The sequence below is a fragment of the Saccharothrix sp. HUAS TT1 genome, assembly GCF_040744945.1.
GTDB lineage: Bacteria > Actinomycetota > Actinomycetes > Mycobacteriales > Pseudonocardiaceae > Actinosynnema.
In genome coordinates, this window is the sequence record NZ_CP160453.1 from 175,070 (window position 1) to 192,921 (window position 17,852).

16 protein-coding genes are annotated in these 17,852 nt (G+C 73.9%); 12 read left to right on the forward strand and 4 right to left on the reverse strand.

Annotation, left to right across the window (positions count from 1 at the left end; translation table 11 throughout):
• The first annotated feature begins 121 nt into the window (after positions 1–121).
• The 5 genes from AB0F89_RS00825 (at position 122) to AB0F89_RS00845 (ending at position 3,821) form a co-directional block, all read left to right on the forward strand.
• Positions 122–1,531: a GAF domain-containing protein gene (locus AB0F89_RS00825; RefSeq protein WP_367131543.1), complete on the forward strand. Its 1,410-nt coding sequence runs from the start codon at positions 122–124 to the stop codon at positions 1,529–1,531.
• A gap of 76 nt (positions 1,532–1,607) precedes the next feature.
• Entirely contained in the window at positions 1,608–2,207 is a 600-nt protein-coding gene (locus tag AB0F89_RS00830; protein WP_367131545.1) for a DUF402 domain-containing protein, read from the forward strand.
• Positions 2,204–2,809, forward strand: a complete 606-nt coding sequence (locus tag AB0F89_RS00835; RefSeq protein WP_367131547.1) for a uridine kinase — start codon at positions 2,204–2,206, stop codon at positions 2,807–2,809. Before AB0F89_RS00830 ends, AB0F89_RS00835 begins: the two co-directional genes overlap by 4 nt.
• Before the next feature lie 27 nt (positions 2,810–2,836).
• Positions 2,837–3,112: a DUF6412 domain-containing protein gene (locus AB0F89_RS00840; RefSeq protein WP_367131549.1), complete on the forward strand. Its 276-nt coding sequence runs from the start codon at positions 2,837–2,839 to the stop codon at positions 3,110–3,112.
• A 40-nt stretch (positions 3,113–3,152) separates the two neighbouring features.
• Positions 3,153–3,821, forward strand: coding sequence for a YidC/Oxa1 family membrane protein insertase (locus AB0F89_RS00845; RefSeq protein ID WP_367131551.1), 669 nt, complete (start codon positions 3,153–3,155; stop codon positions 3,819–3,821).
• Here the strand turns inward: AB0F89_RS00845 and AB0F89_RS00850 are convergent.
• Both AB0F89_RS00850 and AB0F89_RS00855 read right to left on the reverse strand, forming a co-directional pair.
• Positions 3,730–4,764: a fatty acid desaturase gene (locus tag AB0F89_RS00850; protein WP_367131553.1), complete on the reverse strand. Its 1,035-nt coding sequence runs from the start codon at positions 4,762–4,764 to the stop codon at positions 3,730–3,732. The genes AB0F89_RS00845 and AB0F89_RS00850 overlap by 92 nt on opposite strands.
• Before the next feature lie 32 nt (positions 4,765–4,796).
• Positions 4,797–6,338: a PucR family transcriptional regulator gene (locus tag AB0F89_RS00855; protein WP_367131555.1), complete on the reverse strand. Its 1,542-nt coding sequence runs from the start codon at positions 6,336–6,338 to the stop codon at positions 4,797–4,799.
• Between the two features lie 117 nt (positions 6,339–6,455).
• On the opposite strand from AB0F89_RS00855, the gene pruA reads away from it, so the two are divergent.
• Both pruA and AB0F89_RS00865 read left to right on the forward strand, forming a co-directional pair.
• Entirely contained in the window at positions 6,456–8,081 is a 1,626-nt protein-coding gene (gene pruA / locus AB0F89_RS00860; RefSeq protein WP_367131557.1) for an L-glutamate gamma-semialdehyde dehydrogenase, read from the forward strand.
• A 2-nt stretch (positions 8,082–8,083) separates the two neighbouring features.
• Positions 8,084–9,007 carry a proline dehydrogenase family protein gene (locus tag AB0F89_RS00865; RefSeq protein ID WP_367131558.1) on the forward strand — a complete coding sequence of 308 codons (924 nt, stop codon included), beginning with the start codon at positions 8,084–8,086 and terminating at the stop codon, positions 9,005–9,007.
• Here the strand turns inward: AB0F89_RS00865 and AB0F89_RS00870 are convergent.
• Positions 8,994–11,804, reverse strand: a complete 2,811-nt coding sequence (locus tag AB0F89_RS00870) for a hypothetical protein (protein ID WP_367131559.1) — start codon at positions 11,802–11,804, stop codon at positions 8,994–8,996. The genes AB0F89_RS00865 and AB0F89_RS00870 overlap by 14 nt on opposite strands.
• Before the next feature lie 99 nt (positions 11,805–11,903).
• Here AB0F89_RS00870 and AB0F89_RS00875 point away from each other — a divergent pair, with 99 nt between their 5' ends.
• The 3 genes from AB0F89_RS00875 (at position 11,904) to AB0F89_RS00885 (ending at position 15,822) form a co-directional block, all read left to right on the forward strand.
• The gene (locus AB0F89_RS00875) at positions 11,904–13,577 is read left to right on the forward strand and encodes a bifunctional 3'-5' exonuclease/DNA polymerase (protein ID WP_367131560.1); all 1,674 of its coding nucleotides are present in this window, start codon (positions 11,904–11,906) and stop codon (positions 13,575–13,577) included.
• A 115-nt stretch (positions 13,578–13,692) separates the two neighbouring features.
• The gene (locus AB0F89_RS00880; RefSeq protein ID WP_367131561.1) at positions 13,693–15,090 is read left to right on the forward strand and encodes a carbohydrate-binding protein; all 1,398 of its coding nucleotides are present in this window, start codon (positions 13,693–13,695) and stop codon (positions 15,088–15,090) included.
• A 57-nt stretch (positions 15,091–15,147) separates the two neighbouring features.
• Positions 15,148–15,822, forward strand: coding sequence for a helix-turn-helix domain-containing protein (locus AB0F89_RS00885; RefSeq protein ID WP_367131563.1), 675 nt, complete (start codon positions 15,148–15,150; stop codon positions 15,820–15,822).
• Here AB0F89_RS00885 and AB0F89_RS00890 read toward each other — a convergent pair.
• Positions 15,804–16,667: a hypothetical protein gene (locus AB0F89_RS00890; RefSeq protein ID WP_367131565.1), complete on the reverse strand. Its 864-nt coding sequence runs from the start codon at positions 16,665–16,667 to the stop codon at positions 15,804–15,806. The genes AB0F89_RS00885 and AB0F89_RS00890 overlap by 19 nt on opposite strands.
• A 149-nt stretch (positions 16,668–16,816) precedes the next feature.
• On the opposite strand from AB0F89_RS00890, the gene AB0F89_RS00895 reads away from it, so the two are divergent.
• Together AB0F89_RS00895 and AB0F89_RS00900 are read left to right on the forward strand one after the other, a co-directional pair.
• Positions 16,817–17,239, forward strand: a complete 423-nt coding sequence (locus tag AB0F89_RS00895; RefSeq protein ID WP_367131567.1) for a hypothetical protein — start codon at positions 16,817–16,819, stop codon at positions 17,237–17,239.
• Positions 17,236–17,847: a DUF3558 domain-containing protein gene (locus tag AB0F89_RS00900; RefSeq protein WP_367131569.1), complete on the forward strand. Its 612-nt coding sequence runs from the start codon at positions 17,236–17,238 to the stop codon at positions 17,845–17,847. Before AB0F89_RS00895 ends, AB0F89_RS00900 begins: the two co-directional genes overlap by 4 nt.
• The last annotated feature ends 5 nt before the right edge of the window (positions 17,848–17,852 follow it).

Consider the following 17,852-nt stretch of genomic DNA (forward strand, 5'->3'; position numbering starts at 1 on the left):
TCGCGTTGATCGCCGGAGCAGCGTGGGCAGCGCAACGTTGCAGTCGCGTTGCACCCGAACGGACCAGCGATCGGCTTGCCGCGAGCGGCCGGAGCGGTTCATCCTGGGTCCGGGAGGCGCCATGCAACCGGACCCGGGACGGCTCGCGCACGTGCGCGACGTGGTGCTGGGCGGGGATCGGGCTCGTGGTGCGCGGCAGCTGATCGTGGACTCGTGGCGGCGGTCGCTGGCCGCGCGGGTCGACCCCGAGCGGCACGAGGCGCCGGTGGTGCTCGACCCGGACGAGGTCGCCGACCTGCGCGGGGCGCACCCGCTCGCGGCGGTGCTGCCGGTGCTGCGCGAGACGCTGCTCGGCATCGCCGACGAGGCGCAGCACGTCATGATCGTCACCGACGCGGACGGCAACGTCCTGTGGTGCGAGGGCTCGACGTCCGTGCGCGGCCTGGCCGAACGGGTGCGGCTGACCGAGGGCGCGTGCTGGGCCGAGTCCTCGGCGGGCACGAACGCGATGGGCACCGCGCTGGCGGTCGGCGCGCCGGTGACCGTGCACTCCGCCGAGCACCTGGTGCGGACCTACCACGGGTGGACGTGCTCGGCGAGCCCCGTGCGCGACCCCGACACCGGCCGCACGATCGGCGTGGTGGACGTCAGCGGGCCGTTGAGCAGCACGCACCCGGCGATGGCGGCGCTGGTGTCGGCCGCCGCGCGGTTGGCCGAGAGCCAGGCGCAGGTGCGGCTGGCGGCCCGCGACGAGCGGTTGCGGGCGGTGAACCTGCGGCACCTGGTCGGCCTGCGCGGCGAGCCGGGCGCGCTGCTCGGCCCGAGCGGCCGGGTGCTGACCGCCGTGCCGGACCTCCCGGTCGCGCGGGTAGACGTGACGGCCGACCGGGTGCGGTTGCCCGACGGCCGGGAAGCGCTCCTGGAGCCGTTGGACGAGGGGTACCTGCTCCGGGTGCCACGACCGGGCAACCGAAGACCCGTGCTGTCGCTGCGGTTCCTGGGCGAGCCGACCGGCTCCCTGGACGGCCGGCCGCTGGCGCTGTCGCTGCGGCACGCCGAGCTGCTGACGGCGCTGGCGCTGCACCCGCGCGGGCTGACCGCCGAGCAGCTGGCGCTGCGGCTGTACGGCGAGCGCGGCAACCCGACCACCGTGCGGGCCGAGCTGCACCGGTTGCGCGACCGGCTCGGCGGGGTGCTGCTGACCAGGCCGTACCGGCTGTCGGCCGACGTCCGCGGCGACTTCCTGGCGGTGCGCGACGCGCTGCGCGCCGGCGACGTCACGACGGCCGCGGCGGCGTACCGGGGCGAGCTGCTGCCCCGGTCCGACGCGCCGGTGGTGCGCGACGAGCGGGAGGACCTGGTGGCGGCGCTGCGCCGGGGCCTGCTCGACCGGGGCGACGCGGAGGCGCTGTGGGCGTTCGCGCTCGTGGCGGAGGACGTGGCGGTGCTGGAGCGGCTGGTGCGCCTGCTGCCGCGCACCGACCCGCGCCGCGGGGTGGCCTCCGCCCGGCTGCGACGCGCCCTGGTCTGACGGCTCGACTTGGTCTGACGGCTCGACCTGGTCCGGCGGCGCGAGGGCCGCGGCGGCACGAACTAGCCTGATCGACATGGGGTACTTCCGGCCGGGTGACGTGGCGCTGCGCCGCGAGGTGCTGCACGGCGCGCCGTGGGCGGTGACGCCGACCCGGGTGGTGCGCGACGGCCCGGACCTGCTGGTCGTGTACACCGCGCCGGGCACCGAGTTCGGCTTCCACCCGCACCCGCGCACCCACCACTGGCAGGAGCTGGGCCGCACCCGCTGGAACGGCATCGGCAAGCTCCAGCTGCACCGCCCCGGCGACGCCTACTCGGTCGACCTGTACTGGCAGGGCGAGCAGCGCCGGTTCGCGGGCTTCTACCTGAACCTCCAGGAGCCGTTCCGGCGCACGGCGTTCGGCTTCGACACGCTCGACCACGCGATCGACTTCTGGGCGCCGGTCGACGGCGACTGGCGGGAGCTGGACCGCGACGAGTTCGAGCAGATGGTCGCCGACGGCAAGTACGACGCCGCCGAGGCCGAGTCGATCCGGCGCACCGCCGAGGCGGTCGGGGCGATGCTGACCAGCGGCGACACGTGGTGGGACCCGGCGTGGGGGCGGTGGGAGCCGGACCCGGCCTGGCCGGCGCCGGTGCTGCCGCACGGCTGGCTGGACCACCCGCTGCCGTGAAGGTCGTCCCGCTCTCCCCGCAAGCCCTGGTCGACGAGCTGGTCGGGCGCGTCGACGCGTTGCCGCGCGCCACGTGGGCCCGGGTGCTGCTCGACGGCGCCCGGCCGACCAGGCCCGGCGAGCTGGCGGACGCCCTGGTGGAGCCGCTGCGCGCGTTGGGGCGCCCGGTGCTGCGCGTGTCGGCCGACGACTTCCTGCGGCCCGCGTCGGTCCGGCTGGAGCACGGCCGCGAAGACCCGGACTCGTTCCGCGACTCGTGGCTGGACGTCGGCGGGCTGGTCCGCGAGGTGCTGGAACCGCTCGACCCCGGCGGGTCGGGACGGGTGCTGCCGGCGCTGTGGAACGCCGCGACGGACCGGGCGCACCGGGCCGGCTACACGACGCTCGGCGCGGGCGGCGTGCTGCTGCTGGACGGCACGGTGCTGCTGGACAAGTGGCTGCCGTCGGAGCTGACCGTGCACCTGTGGCTGTCCGAGGGCGCGTTGGCCCGGCAGATGCCCGACGAGTGGCGCTGGACGCTGCCCGCGTACGCCGAGTACGAGCCGCGGGCCGATGTGACGGTGCGCTACGACCACCCCGCACGGCCCGCGCTCGTGGGATAGTGGAGCAGGACCGGGGGAGGTGCGGGGATGGCCAGGCTGCAGGTGCTGCCGGCGCTGTGCCTGCCCGCGCTCTACGCCCTCACCCTCCTCGGCACGCCCGCCGAGCTGCTGGCCGCCGTGACGGCCGCGGCCCTGGTCGTGCTGCTGCTCACCACCGCGCCGGTGGTGCAGGCCGCGCCCGCGTGGGTGCGGTCGCTGTCGATCCGCGAGAAGTCGCTGCGCGCCGCGTTCCTGCGGTTGCGCGACCCCGACGCGGCGGGTCGCCCCCGTCCTCGAGCACCGGGACTCGGCCTCAGCTCCTGAGGCCCGCAGTTCCCCTTGCTCTGAGGACGGAGTTCACCCCTTGTTCCACGCCCTGGGCTCAGCCCTGGCCGCGTTCGCCACGCCCGCACTGGCCATCGTCGCCTTCACCGCCGTCGTCCGCCTGCTCGTCCACCCGCTCAGCCGCGCCGCCGTGCGCGGCGAGAAGGCCCGTGCCGCCTTGGCGCCCGAAGTGCGCGAACTGTCCGAGAAGTACGGCAAGGACCGGGTCAAGCTCCAGGAGAAGACCCTGGAGCTGTACCGGTCCAACGGCACGTCCATGCTCGCCGGCTGCCTGCCCGCGCTCGTGCAGGCGCCGTTCTTCATGGTGATGTACCGGCTGGTCACCACCCCGAACCCGCTGCTGGACGGCACGCTGCTCGGCGTGCCGCTGGGTGCGCACTGGTTCGGCGAGTGGCGCCACACGCCGGTGTTCCTGGCGCTGTTCGCCGTGCTCGCCGGGATCGCGTTCGCGACGTCCCGGTGGCAGGCGGCGGTGGCTGCCAGGAGCGGCGGGCCGCAGCCGCCGTTCGCGGGGCTGCTGCGGCTCCTGCCGTTCGGCACCGTGCTGATCGCCGCGGTGCTGCCGCTGGCGGCCGGTGTCTACCTGGTGACGACGACTAGCTGGACGCTGCTGGAGCGAGCTTTCCTGTACCGCGCAGTTCAGCTCCCGCCTCGTGCAGGTACTTCAGCACGAACCCGTACGACGTGAACAGGCCGCACTCGGCGTAGGACACCGAGTGCCGCTGGCAGAAGTCGCGGACCAGCGCCTGCGCCCGGCGCAGGTGCGGTCGCGGCATGCTCGGGAACAGGTGGTGCTCGATCTGGTAGTTCAGGCCGCCGAGCAGGAAGTCGGTGAACCAGCCGCCGGTGACGTTGCGGGAGGTCAGGACCTGCTTGCGGAGGAAGTCGAGCTGGTGGCCGGCCTGGAGCACCGGCATGCCCTTGTGGTTGGGCGCGAACGAGATGCCCATGTAGACGCCGAACAGCCCCTGGTGCACCGCGATGAACGCGATCGCCTTGCCGGGGGACATCAGCAGGAACACACCGCCCAGGTAGACCACGGCGTGCACGGCCAGCATCGCCAGCTCCAGCCGCCAGCTCTTGACCTCGCGGCGGGCCGCGGCGGCGGTGCTGATGACGTGCAGGCTGAAGCCTTCGAGCAGCAGCAGCGGGAAGAACAGGAACGCCTGGCGCTTGACGATCCAGCGGAAGAAGCCGCGCTTGCGGGCGGCCTGCTCGGCGCTGAACGCGAGGACGGCGATGTCGACGTCCGGGTCCTCGTCCTCGTGGTTCGGGTTGGCGTGGTGCTTGCTGTGCTTGCTCATCCACCAGCCGTAGCCGACGCCGACGAGCAGGTTGCCCAGCACGAAGCCCATGGCCTGGTTCAGCTTGTTGTCGGCGAACACCTGCCGGTGGCCGGCGTCGTGGCCGAGGAACGCGATCTGGGTGTAGACGACGGCGAGCACGGCGGCGGGCACGAGCTGCCACCACGAGTCGCCGATCAGCGCCATCGCCACCACGGTGAGGGCGAACGCGGCGACCACGCCGACCAGGAAGGTGATGTAGAAACCGGTGCGCCGGTCCAGCAGACCCTGCTGCTTGACCAGCCTGGACAATTCAGCGAAGTCGCTGCCGCGGGCTTGGGTGCTCACCCCCGGAGGGTACGGCGCGCGGCGGCGTCGGTTCAGCTCAGCCTGAGTTGCAACTGCGCGAACAGCCGGAGCAGCGGGTCGTCGAGATCGAACCCGCCCACCTCCGCCGCACGTCGGACGCGGTACCGGAGGGTGTTCGGGTGGACGTGCAACTTCGCGGCCGCGCTCTTCACATCGCCGAATTCGTCCAGGTAGACCAAAAGTGAACGGGCCAGTTCCCCGTCGAGCCGGGCGAGCCGCGGATCGCGGATGCGGGGGTGCTCGACCAGCAGGGCGAGCGTTTCGCTGATCAGCACGCGGGACCGGACGTCTTCGAGGGTGGCCACGTCGGCGTCCAGGTCGCGCGACATCGCGTCGAGCACCCGGTCGGCCTCGGCGCGGGAGATCATCACCTCGTCCACCGTGGGCACGGTCGAGCCGATCGCGCCCTGCACCCGCAGGCCCGTGTGCTTGCGCGCGGCGGCCACGATCTCCCTGGTCAACGTCAGCAGCGGCGCCTTCGCGGGCAGGTCGGTCAGCAGCGCGTAGGTGCGCCCGTTCTGCCGGCTGACGAGCGCGCTGCGCCGGTACGCGGCGGCGTGCACCGAGATCAGGCTGGTCATCTCGGCGCGGCGCAGCTCGTGCTGGGTGCGGTCGGCGTGCTCCTGGCCGCGCAGGGCGAAGACCACGACGGCGGCGGGCTTGTCCGGGTCGGCGCCGATCTGCTCGGCGATCGCCCCGGCGTCCATCCGGCCGTCGAGCAGGGACGCGAGCAGGTTCTCCCGGAACGCGGCGGCGGGCTCGCGCTGCTGCACCAGGTGCAGGGCGGTGACCCGGGCCGCGCCGAGCAGCGCGCGTTCGGCCCGCTCGGTCAGCGGCGTGCCGCCCTCCTGCACCCAGATCGTGCCGAGCGGCTGCGCGCCCGCGTGGATGCCGACCGCGATCCGGCGGCGGATGCCCAGCTCGGGGCGCTCCTCGATCCGGACGACCTCCTCGCCGGAGCGCAACCGCTGGTAGACGCCCCACTCGCGGAGCATCTTCAGGTACGGCTCGGGCCCCTGCCTGCCGAGGATGGACAGCCGGCGCAGCTCGTCCACCTCGTCGCTGGAGCGCGAGTAGGCCAGCACGCGGCTGGCGGTGTCCTCGATGCTGACGATGCCGCCGGTCAGCGAGGCGATGGTCTGGGCCAGGCCGAACAGGTCGCCGAGCACCTCGCCCGCGCCCGCGTCGGCGATCAGCCTGGCGTTCTGCACGACGCCCCTGGCCAGCGCTTCGAGGTGGTCCCAGCGGACCTCGGGCCGCACCGCCAGGAGGGCCACGCCCGCGTCCGCCGCCGCCTGCCGCAACGCGGGCGAGGGCGCGTCGACCTTGACCGCCACCGCCGCCGCTCCCCCGGCGCCGGCGGCCCTGACCAGCGGCGCCGCCGCCCGCCCGCGGGCGCCGACGACCAGCGCGAGGTCGCCGGGCCGCACGTCGGGCGGGTCCTCCGGGTCGAGGATGACCACGTCCAGGACGTCGGCCTCCAGCCCGTGCGGCGCGACCTGCACCTCGACCAGCGGATCGCCGAGCGCGATCAGGACCTGCCGCAGGCTCATCTTCTTGTCCAGTTCCACAACGACGGGCGGCCAAGCCTAGACGCGCGCACAACGGGACGCATGGTTGGAAGTCCTACCGTTGGGACACCCCTGAACTTTGTGGCGAAGGAGCTGCTTGTGGATGCCGTGACCGCGGTCCCCGCACCGGTGAACGAGCCCGTCCTCGGCTACGCACCCGGCACCCCGGAGCGCGCGCAGCTGCAGGCGAAGCTGGCCGAGCTGGCCAAGGAGCCCACCGAGCTGACCCTCACCATCGGCGGTGAGCAGCGGGTCGGCGGCGGCGAGCGCTTCGACGTCGTGCAGCCGCACAACCACCGCGCCGTGCTGGGCACCCTCCACGGCGCCACGCAGCAGGACGCGCGTGACGCCATCGAGGCGGCGAAGCAGGCCGCGCCCGCGTGGCGCGCCATGTCCTACGACGACCGCGCCGCGATCCTGCTGCGCGCCGCCGACCTGCTGGCCACGAAGTGGCGGGCCACGCTCAACGCGGCCACCATGCTCGGCCAGTCCAAGACCGCCGTGCAGGCCGAGATCGACGCCGCCTGCGAGCTGATCGACTTCTGGCGGTTCAACGTCTCGTTCGGCAGGCAGCTGCTGGCCGAGCAGCCGCAGTCCTCCCCCGGCGTGTGGAACCGCACGGACCACCGCCCGCTGGAGGGCTTCGTCTACGCGATCACCCCGTTCAACTTCACCGCCATCGCGGGCAACCTGCCCACCGCGCCCGCCCTGATGGGCAACGTGGTGCTGTGGAAGCCGTCGCCGACGCAGAGCTTCGCCGCGCACCTGACCATGCGGCTGCTCGAAGAGGCCGGGATGCCGCCGGGTGTGATCAACCTGCTGCCCGGTGACGGCCTGGCCGTGTCCGAGGTCGCGCTGAGCGACCCCGACCTCGCGGGCATCCACTTCACCGGCTCGACCCGGACGTTCCAGCACCTGTGGGGCCAGGTCGGCGCGAACATCGCGGGCTACCGGTCCTACCCGCGGATCGTCGGCGAGACCGGCGGCAAGGACTTCGTGCTCGCCCACCCGTCCGCCGACGTGGACGTGCTGCGCACCGCGCTGGTCCGCGGCGCGTTCGAGTACCAGGGCCAGAAGTGCTCGGCCGCGTCCCGCGCGTACGTCCCGCGCTCGGTGTGGAACCGGATGAAGGACGACTTCCTGGCCGACGTCGAGTCGTTGACCGTGGGCGACGTCACGGACCTGTCGCACTTCATGGGCGCGGTGATCGACCGGCGCTCGTTCGACAAGCTGAACGGCGTGCTGGAGGCCGCGCGGGCGGACGACCAGCTGGAGGTCGTCGCGGGCGGCACCGCGGACGACTCCGAGGGCTTCTTCGTGCGGCCGACCGTGCTGCTGGGCGCCAACCCCGGGCACGAGGTGTTCACCACCGAGTACTTCGGCCCGGTGCTCGCGGTGCACGTGTACGACGACGCCGACTACGACACCGTGCTGCGGCAGATGGAGAACGCCGCGCCGTACGCCCTGACCGGCGCGATCATCGCGCAGGACCGGGCCGCCATCGCGCACGCCCAGCGGGAGCTGCGGTTCGCCGCGGGCAACTTCTACGTCAACGACAAGCCGACCGGCGCGGTCGTCGGGCAGCAGCCGTTCGGCGGCGGCCGGGCGTCGGGCACGAACGACAAGGCGGGCTCGGTGCACAACCTGCTGCGCTGGGTCAGCCCCCGTTCGATCAAGGAGACGTTCGCGGCTCCGACCTCCTACCGCTACCCGCACCAGGGGTGATCATGCTCCGCTCCACGCTGCTCGCCGCCGCCCGCTCCGGCGCCGTCCGCGGGCTGGTCGAACGCACGCCGCTGACCCGGCCGGTGGTCAAGCGCTTCATCTCCGGCGACGACGTGGACGCGGCCGTCGCCACCACCGGCGAGGTGCTGGCCGACGGCCGGTACGTCACGCTGGACCACCTCGGCGAGGACACCCGGGACGCGGCGCAGGCCACCGCCACCGTCGAGGCGTACCTGGACCTGCTGCGCCGGCTCGAACTCGCCGGGCACACCGAGCGGGCCGAGGTGTCGGTCAAGCTGTCCGCGGTCGGGCAGTTCCTGCCCGAGGACGGCGAGAAGATCGCGCTGGAGAACGCCCGCCGGATCTGCTCGGCGGCGGGCGCGGTCGGCACCACGGTCACCCTGGACATGGAGGACCACACCACCACCGACTCGACCCTGGGCATCCTGCGCGAGCTGCGGGTGGACTTCCCGTGGGTGGGCGCGGTGCTCCAGGCGTACCTGAAGCGGACCGAGCAGGACTGCCGGGACCTGGCGCACGCCGGGTCCCGGGTCCGCCTGTGCAAGGGCGCTTACAAGGAGCCCGACTCGGTGGCGTTCCAGGACAAGTCCGACGTCGACCTGTCGTACGTGCGGTGCCTGAAGGTGCTGATGGCGGGCGAGGGCTACCCGATGGTCGCCTCGCACGACCCGCGGCTGATCGCCATCGCGGGCGAGCTGGCCAAGGACCGCTCGCCGAGCAGCTACGAGTACCAGATGCTGTACGGCATCCGGCCCGACGAGCAGCGCCGCATCGCCGCATCGGGCAACCGGATGCGGGTCTACGTGCCCTACGGCGACGAGTGGTACGGCTACTTCATGCGGCGGCTGGCCGAGCGACCGGCGAACGTGGCGTTCTTCCTGCGCTCGCTGGTCACCACGGGCTGACCGTCATCGTGCGCATCCGGGCGCGCGCCGCCTCCGGGTCGGCGTGCGCCCGGACCACCGCGTCCACGGCCTCCGCCGCGCGCGTGACCAGGTCCGGCGCGGCCCCCGAGTCGTGCAGCACCACCACGGCGCGGTGCGCCAGCGACAGCGCGTGCTCCACGTGCCGACCCGATTCGGCGCACAGGCGCGCGCACAACAACAACGCGTCGGCGTAGCGCGGGTCGTCGGCCAGCTCGTCGGGCGTCCGGGTCAGGTGCCACACCAGCACGGCGTGCCGGGCCCGGTCCAACGCCTCCCGGCCGCGGGTCAGCACGGCGGTCCGGTGCACGGCCACGGCGTACCCGGTCGACGCGGACCGGTCGCGGCCGAGCAGGTCCCGCCAGATCCCGGCGACCTGACCGGCGGGCCGCAGCGCGAGCCGGCGGTGGTCGTGCTCGGCCAGGTCGTCGGCCAGGTCGCCCAACGCCGCCGCGAGCCCGGCGCCGTGCACCACCAGCAGCCGGTGCGGCAGCTCCGGGCACACCGACAGCACCTCGTCCACGACCCGGCGCGCCTCGTACTCGCGGCCGGCGGCGAGCAGCGGTCGGACCAGCCTGGCCTGCGCGATGGCGAAGGGCGCCCGGTGGTCGGCCGGCGAGCGGGCCGCCAGCGGGCGCAGCAGCTCCACCGCCTCCTCGGCCACGGCCAGGCACTCCGGGCCGGTCAGCGCGCCGACCAGGTCGCCGAGCGCCCCCGCCAGCTGCGCCACCGCGGTCGGGTCGCCGTCCCGGGCGGCCCGGCGGCACACCAGCACCGCCTCCTCGGACGCGCGCACCGCGTCGGCGGGGCGGTCCAGCGCGCGCAGCACCGCGCTCTGCGCACCCAGCGCGGACGCCAGTTCCGGCTCGAAGTCGCGCGGGTTGGCGCGGGCCAGCCTGCGCAGCGCCTCGACCGACTCGCGCAGCACCACCAGCGCCTCGTCCCGCCGGTTGCGCGCGGCCAGCAGGGCGGCGATCGAACCGAGCGTGCGGGCGAACTCGGCCTGGTAGCGCGGGTCGGACTCGGCCACCTCGCGCCACTGCTCGACGGCGAGCCGCGACACGTAGGCCGCCTCGTGGCCGCGACCGGCCTCGAACAGCCGCACCGCGTGGTGGTGGGTGACCTTCGCCTGCTCGACCCGGAACCACGCCGGGTGCGCCGCGGCCAGGTCGCGGTACAGCCCGGACGCCTCGCCGACCGCGATCGTCGCGTCGTCGCAGCGGCCCAGCGCGGCGTAGCGCAGGCTGAGCTGGTCGAGCGCCCCGGCGAGCTGGGCGGTGCAGTCGTCGTCCTCGGCGGCGATGACCCGGCACAGCGCCACGGCCTCCTCGGCCGCGGCCAGGGCGTCCTCGGGCCGGTTCACCGCGATGTGCCGCAGGCTCAGGTCGCCCAGCGCGTCGGCGAGGGCCGGGCGGTGGTCGGCGGGGTCCTCCTCGGCCAGCTCCCGGTACAGGGCGACCTCGTGGCGGGCCGCGGCCAGGGCTTCTTCGCGGAGCGCGGCGAGGGCGGCGCGGGCGCTCAGGACGCCGTGCAGCTCGGCCAGCTCCAGCTTCCCGGCGCCGGCGCGGGCGCGGTCGTCGAGGAGGGTCCGGGTGAGCACGGCGGGCAGCGGGTCGCCGTGGAAGCGCGGGTCGTCGAAGACGTGGCGGGCGACGGCCTTCGCCGGTCCGGGTGATTCGACCAGGGCTCGCAGGGTGGCGCTGGTGGCGGTGTTCGCCAGTTCCGGGTGGGCGGTGAACAGCTCTTCGGCGCGGCGGCGGGCGTGCGGCCAGCGCTCGGCGGCGCGGAGCAGGGTCTCCAGGGCGTCGGGGGTGTGCTCAGGGGCGATGCGCTCGTCCAGCAGCGTGACCGCCAGGACGTCCTCCGCGAGCCGGCCGCGGGTGGGCGGGTTCGGGTCGACGTTGATCAGCCAGCGCACCAGTTCGACCGGGTCGTCGGCGGGCGAGCCGTGCACGGCGGCGACGGCGGCCAGGTGCAGGTCGTGCCACGTGGCGGCGGGTGGCGCGGCGGGCTCGGCCAGCGCGGCGGGTGCGGTTGTGGTGGCGGTCGGTGCAGCGGTGCCGGTGAGTGTGGCGGCGGTCGGTGCGGCGGCGGTGTCGAGCGCGGCGGCGGTCGCAGTGTCGGTGTCGGCGTCGGTGGCAGCGGTCGCGGTGGTGGGAGCAGCGGTGGCAGCGGTCGCGGGATCGGCAGCGGTCGCAGTGGTGGCGGTGTCGGCGGTGTCGGTGTCGGCGGTCGCAGTGGCGGCGGCGGTTGCGGTGGCGGTTGCGGTGGCGGCGGCGAATGTGGCGGCGGGGGTGAAGGTGGGCGCAGGGGCGGTGGGGTACGGGCGGCCCAGGGCGGTGGCGAAGTGGGCGCAGGCGGCGGCGAAGGGGTCCTCGTGCTCCGCCGGGCGGGCCGTGATGGCGAGGTCGGCGGCGGTGTGGTCCAGGTCGGCGGCGCGTTGCCTGGTCGCCGACCACCACCAGCCCGCCGTGCGGGCGACCAGCAGGAACCGGGTCCGGCCGTCGGCGGCGTGCACCGGCTGCTGCAACAGGTGGTGCAGGTCCGCCCACGGCAGCAGGTCGGCGTCGTCCACCACCCGGACCGCCGTCCCGGCGGCGAAGTGCTCGGCCAGCCGGGTCTTGCCGACGCCCGCCGGACCGTGCAGGAGCAGCACGGAGTGCATCCCGTCACCGTCCCGCCACCGCGCCAGGGCGGCCAGCTCGTCCTCCCGCCCGAGCAGCGGCACCACCTCCTGCCGCGGGTCCAGCAGCTCACCGGGCGACGGGGTGCTTTCCACCGGCACATCCTCACCCGCACCCCCGCTCCACGATCGAGTGACCGCCACCCCCCGGTCCCGAACCCGGGATTGTCGGGGTCACCGCGCACAATCGGAGGCGTGCTCACAGCTCTGGCGCCGGACGGCGGGAACGCGGGTCGGTTGCGCGTGCTCTCCGACTCCGGGGCGCCCGAAGGACCGGTGGTGCGCACGGCCGACCTGGCGGCGGCGGTGGCCGAGCTCGAAGACCGGCACAGACCCCGGTGGCTCTGGGCGGAGACGGCGGAGGTCTACCCCGGCCTGCTGGCCCGCGGCGTCCGGGTGGAGCGGTCGCACGACCTGGCGCACGCGGAGTACCTGCTGCTGGCCTACCAGGGTCGGCACGGCGAGCCGCGCGGCCTGGGCGCGGCGGTCGCCCGGCTGCGCGGGCTGCCCGTGCCCGACGACCAGGGCCCGCGCAAGCGCGACACCCAGCCGACCCTGTTCGAGCCCGAGCAGCAGCCGCTGCCCGGCGGCGCCGACCCGCTGGACGCGGTGGTCGCGGTGCACGCCGATCAGCAGCGGCGGGCCGGCGCGCTCCCGCACGCCGACGGGTTGCGGCTGCTGTTCGCGGCCGAGTCGGCCAGCGCGCTGGCCGCCGCCGAGATGACCCACTTCGGCCTGCCCTGGCGGGCGGACGTGCACGAGGAGCTGCTGGTCGACGCGCTCGGCCCGCGGCCGGCCAACGGTGTGCGGCCGGCCAGGCTGGCCGAGCTGGCCGACCGGATCACGGCGGCGTTCGGCGGCAGGCAGGTCAACCCGGACCACCCGCCCGGCATCGTGCGCGCGTTCGCCCGGGAGGGGATCGACGTGCCGTCGGCCCGCGCCTGGGTGCTCAAGAAGGTCGACCACCCGGCGGTCGCGCCGCTGCTGGAGTACAAGGAGCTGGCCCGGCTGTGGGTGGCGCACGGCTGGACGTGGCTGGACGCCTGGGTGGCGGGCGGCCGCTTCCGGCCGGACTACGTGGTGGGCGGCGTGGTGTCCGGGCGGTGGGCGACGCGGGGCGGCGCGGCGCTGCAGATCCCGCGCGCGCTGCGCACGGCGGTGCGGGCCGATCCCGGCTGGAAGCTGGTGGCGGCGGACGCGGCGCAGCTGGAGCCGCGGGTGCTGGCGGCGCTGTCCAACGACCACCGGTTCACCGAGGTGTCCTCGGACGACGACCTGTACACGACGTTGGCCGCGGAGGCGTTCGCGGGCGACCGGGACAAGGCCAAGCTCGCGATGCTGTCCGCGATGTACGGCGGCACGGGCGGCAACGCCGGTCCGGCGATGGCGGTGCTGCGAAGGCGGTTCCCCGAGGCCGTCGGGTACGTGGAGGCCGCCGCGCTGGCGGGCGAGCAGGGCCGGGTGGTCCGCTCGCGCCTGGGCCGCACGAGCCCGCCGCCGTCGGACGCCTGGCGCGCCACGACCGGCAGCGCCGACGACGGCGAGGACGCGGTGCGCCAGTCACGGCGGGCGGCCCGGGACTGGGGCCGGTTCACCCGCAACTTCGTGGTGCAGGCCAGCGCGGCGGACTGGACGGCGGCGCTGCTCGGCGTGCTGCGGCGGCGGCTGCACCAGTCGGCGCGCGGCGCCCACCTGGTGTTCTTCCAGCACGACGAGGTGCTGGTGCACTGCCCGAGCGACCTGGCGGACGTGGTGTGCGCGGAGGTGACGGCGGCGGGCGCGGAGGCGTCCCGGCTGGTGTTCGGCGCGACGCCGGTCCGGTTCCCGCTCAAGGCGGTGGCCGTGGACTCCTACGCCGACGCGAAGTAGGCCCTTTTGGACCGTTCGGGCGCTTGAACGATCAGTGTGAGAGCGCTCTCATGGTCTCCAAGGCAATTTGTTGTCGTGCCGAACGCTCAGGACAGTGACAAGGAGGTCACCGCTCATGGAGCTCAGCCGGAGCCGACGACGACGGGTCATCGCGACCGCCGCCGCCCTGATCACCGCCGTGCCGCTCGCGGTCCTCGCCACGATGTCGGCCAACGCCTCGGTGCCGTCCACCCCGCCGGGCTGGACGCTGCAGTGGAGCGACGACTTCAACGGCGCCGCCAACACCCTGCCGTCGTCCTCGAACTGGATCTTCGACCTCGGCCACGGCTATCCCGGCGGACCGGGCAACTGGGGCACCGGCGAGATCCAGAACTACACCAACAGCACGAACAACATCAAGCTCGACGGCTCGGGCAACCTGCGCATCACCGCCCTGCGCGACGGTGCGGGCAACTGGACGTCGGCCCGCATCGAGACCCAGCGCGGCAACTTCAAGCCCCCCGCGGGCGGCAAGCTCGCCATCGAGGGCCGCATCCAGATGCCCAACGTGACCGGCCAGGCCGCGCTCGGCTACTGGCCCGCGTTCTGGGCCCTCGGCTCGCCCTACCGCGGCAACTACTGGAACTGGCCCGCCATCGGCGAGTTCGACGTCATGGAGAACGTCAACGGCATCAACTCCGTGTGGGGCGTGCTGCACTGCGGCGTGAACCCCGGCGGGCCGTGCAACGAGACGAACGGCCTCGGCGCGAGCCGGGCGTGCCCCGGCTCGTCGTGCCAGTCGGCGTTCCACACCTACCGGTTCGAGTGGGACGACAGCTCCTCGCCCAAGGCGCTGCGCTGGTACGTGGACGGGCAGCAGTTCCACAGCGTCACCCAGAACCAGATGGACGCCACCACGTGGAACAACATGACCAGCCACGCGGGCTACTTCCTGCTGCTGAACCTGGCCATGGGCGGCGCGTTCCCCAACGGCGTCGCGGGCTTCGGCACGCCCACCGCGGCCACCCAGTCCGGGCACTCGATGGTGGTCGACTACGTCGCGGTGTGGTCCGCGGGCGGCGGCACCCAGCCGACCACCACCACGACCACCAACCCGCCGGGCGGCAGCGGGTGGGACGCGTTCAGCGACATGCAGGCCGAGCAGGCCACGTCCCGGTCCGGCGGCACGATCGAGGGCGCCGAGGGCGGTCAGGCGGTCGCGCAGCTGCGCAACGGCAACTCGCTGCGGTTCTCCGGCGTCCGGTTCGGCTCGCGCACCGCGACGCAGTTCGTCGCACGGGTCGCGTCCGGCGCGTCCGGCGGGGTGAGCGGGTTGGTCGAGGTGCGGCTCGGCAGTCCGACCGCGACGCCGATCGGCAGCTTCGCCGTCGGCAGCACCGGCGGCTGGCAGAGCTGGCGCACGGTGCCCGCGAACATCTCCGGCGTCACCGGCACGCACGACGTCTACATCACGTTCACCAGCGGCCAGCCCTCGCCGTACGTGAGCGTGAACTGGGTCAGGTTCGGCACCTGAGGCTCGTGGCGGGCCGCGCATGCCTCCTCCTGCGCGGCCCGCCACTACCATCGACGCGTGTACGCGGAACGCCCGTTCCCCGGTCTGGCCTGCGTGTGGAGCCGGACGGCGACGTCGACCGGTCCCGGCCTGGTCGTGCCGGACGGGTGCACCGACATCATCTGCTCGACGGCCACCGGCGAGGTGTTCGTGGCCGGTCCGGACACGGTCGGGCACGTGTCGTCACCGGGGTTGGGGACGGTGTTCGGCGTGCGGTTCGGTCCCGGCGTGGGGCCCTCGGCGTTCGGCGTGCCCGCGGTCGAGCTGCGCGACCTGCGCGTCCCGCTGGCAGAGCTGTGGGGTCCGCTGGGCGGCCTGGAGGACGCGCTGGGCACGGCCGACGACCCGGGCGCGGTGCTCGCGTCGGCCGCCCTGGCTCGGCTGCGGGCCAGTCCGCCCGATCCCCTGGTCGGCGCGATCACGTCGGCCGTGACGTCGACCAGCGTGCGCGAGCTGGCGTCCGCCCTCGGCCTGAGCGACCGGCAGCTGCACCGGCGCAGCCTGGCCGCGTTCGGCTACGGGCCCAAGGTGCTGCACCGGGTGCTGCGGTTCGACCGGGCGGTCAAGCTGGCGTGGCGGGGCGTCCCGTTCGCCGACGTCGCCCACCGCGCCGGGTACGCGGACCAGGCGCACCTGTCGCGCGAGGTGCGCGAGCTGGCCGGCGTGCCGCTGGGTCAGCTGATCCGGCCGTAGGCGCGCAGCGCCAGCAACGCCTCGATCGTGACGACCGGCCGCCACTCGTAGGTCGTCACGGGGGTCCACGCGGGCCACGGGAACGTCCAGCCGCCGTCGTCCTGCTGCCCGGCGGCCAGCGCGTCCAGGTCGGCGTCCACCTCGTCGTCGCCGAACCACCGCCGGGCCAGGCTGTCCGGCGTCGGCGCGTAGTGGTGCGGCTTGTGCGTCTCCCCCGCCGCGTACCCCTCGGGCGCCTGCCCGCCGCCGACGTCGACCAGGCCCTGCTCGCGCACCAGCGCGCCCAACCGCTCCGCCTCCCGCTCCGCCCTCGGCCGGTCGGGGACGTGGTCGAGGAAGCGCGCGCAGGCGTTGGCCTCGTAGGGGTGGGTCTTGCCGAGGTCCGCGATGCGCCGCCAGCAGAACTCCGTGGCGCGGTCCAGCCAGGGGTGCTCGACCCCCGTGTCGTGCAGGACGCTCGCGAGCAGTGCCGTCATCAGCAGGTCGCTGTCGCCCGACACCTGCCACCACGGCGCGCGCGGGTGGTCGCGCGCGGTTTCGAGGCAATTCGGCACACCCCCGTCCGCGTTCGTGATGGTGGTGAGGAAGTCGCACGCTTTGTCCACGTGGTCGTTATTGCCCACTTCCCGGAACAAGGACAACGCGGTGAACGTGTGCAACGGCTGACTCGTCGGCCCCCGCCCGTCGGGCTCCAACGCGTGCCCGAACCCGCCGTCGTCATTCCGGTGGGCGAGAACGGCCACGACCACGGGCTCCCCCGGCCCGCCGTCGAAGAGGTGCAGGAACCGCCGCTGCTCCAGGACCCGCGCGTTGTGCCACAGAAAGTTGCGTGCTGCTTCGATCATGCCCCCGACGGTAGGCCGAACGGGTCCTCCGGTCTTGAACGAATCGGACGTGCGTCCCCCGGCAGGAGCAACCGCCCCGATACCCCCGTCGTGGCCCGGGCCCTGTGCCATCATCACTTCGGGCAGTTCAGCGGGAGGGGAGCAGGACGATGTTGGACGCCGGAGGCGGCGGGGGCGCCAAGAAGATCGGATTCGTGGCCGACACCGTGGCGGCCGGACCAGCGGGGGCCGGCTTGGTGGCGACTCGGACGAGGTTCAGCGTCGACCCGGAGCAAGCGCAGAAGTTGATCGACGGCCTGCTCGACGCCCGGGACAGGCTGCAGGAGCTGTACGACCAGTCGCACCAGCTCACCGGTATCTCGTCACCCGGCAAGGACCCGTACAGCGGATTCGCCACCCTTGCGATCCACCGCGCGGGGGGAACCGAAGCGGGCGGTTATGGATGGGCGAACCAAGAGGCTTACAAAGCCCTGGACAACACCATCAAGAACATCGAAGCCGCCCTGGAGACCTACAAGAACCAGGACCGGGAATCCGAGGACGCCTTCAAGCGCGAAGGGAATCAGGCGTGAGGCGAGCAGTGCTGGTAGTCCTCTCCGCGGCCGCGCTCGTGGCGGCGGGGTGCACCACCAAGAGCGACGGCGACGCGACGCCTACCGGCAGCACGAGCACCACCGCTTCCGACAGCACCACCACCCAGCCGTCCGAGGCGAGCGACGTGCCCGCGATCACCGGCCCCGAACTGGACCTGTCCAGGTTCGCCGGCCCGTGCGAGCTGCTGCAGGCCGACCAGCTGTCGGCCCGGGGCGTGACCAAGCCCGGCACGCAGCGCACCGATCCCGCCGGGCCCGCCTGCCAGTGGCGACCGGACGACCGCGTGGACGGCACCAGCTTCAGCGTGGTGATCCTGGAGAAGTCCAAGGGGCTGGAGGGCTTCTACGAGAACCGCGGCAGCTCCGGCGGGGTGTTCGAACCGACCGAGGTGGCCGGCTACCCCGCGGTCAACAGCGACGCCACCGACGCGAAGAGCGGCGCCTGCTCGACCGCTGTCGGCGTGGCGAAGGGCGAGGGCTTCATGGTCCAGACCCACGTGAACGACGAGACGCTGCCGGAGTACACCAACCCGTGCTCCATCTCGGGCGCCGTCGCGGAGACGATCGTCGCGAACCTGAAGGGGTAGGGGGC

Excerpts from the sequence above, each read along its gene's own strand:
- AB0F89_RS00880 (WP_367131561.1), top strand. The coding sequence starts at position 13,693 with ATGGAGCTCAGCCGGAGCCGACGACGACGGGTCATCGCGACCGCCGCC.
- AB0F89_RS00890 (WP_367131565.1), bottom strand. The coding sequence starts at position 16,667 with ATGATCGAAGCAGCACGCAACTTTCTGTGGCACAACGCGCGGGTCCTG.
- AB0F89_RS00830 (WP_367131545.1), top strand. The coding sequence starts at position 1,608 with ATGGGGTACTTCCGGCCGGGTGACGTGGCGCTGCGCCGCGAGGTGCTG.
- AB0F89_RS00865 (WP_367131558.1), top strand. The coding sequence starts at position 8,084 with ATGCTCCGCTCCACGCTGCTCGCCGCCGCCCGCTCCGGCGCCGTCCGC.
- AB0F89_RS00825 (WP_367131543.1), top strand. The coding sequence starts at position 122 with ATGCAACCGGACCCGGGACGGCTCGCGCACGTGCGCGACGTGGTGCTG.
- AB0F89_RS00895 (WP_367131567.1), top strand. The coding sequence starts at position 16,817 with ATGTTGGACGCCGGAGGCGGCGGGGGCGCCAAGAAGATCGGATTCGTG.
- AB0F89_RS00855 (WP_367131555.1), bottom strand. The coding sequence starts at position 6,338 with ATGAGCCTGCGGCAGGTCCTGATCGCGCTCGGCGATCCGCTGGTCGAG.
- AB0F89_RS00840 (WP_367131549.1), top strand. The coding sequence starts at position 2,837 with ATGGCCAGGCTGCAGGTGCTGCCGGCGCTGTGCCTGCCCGCGCTCTAC.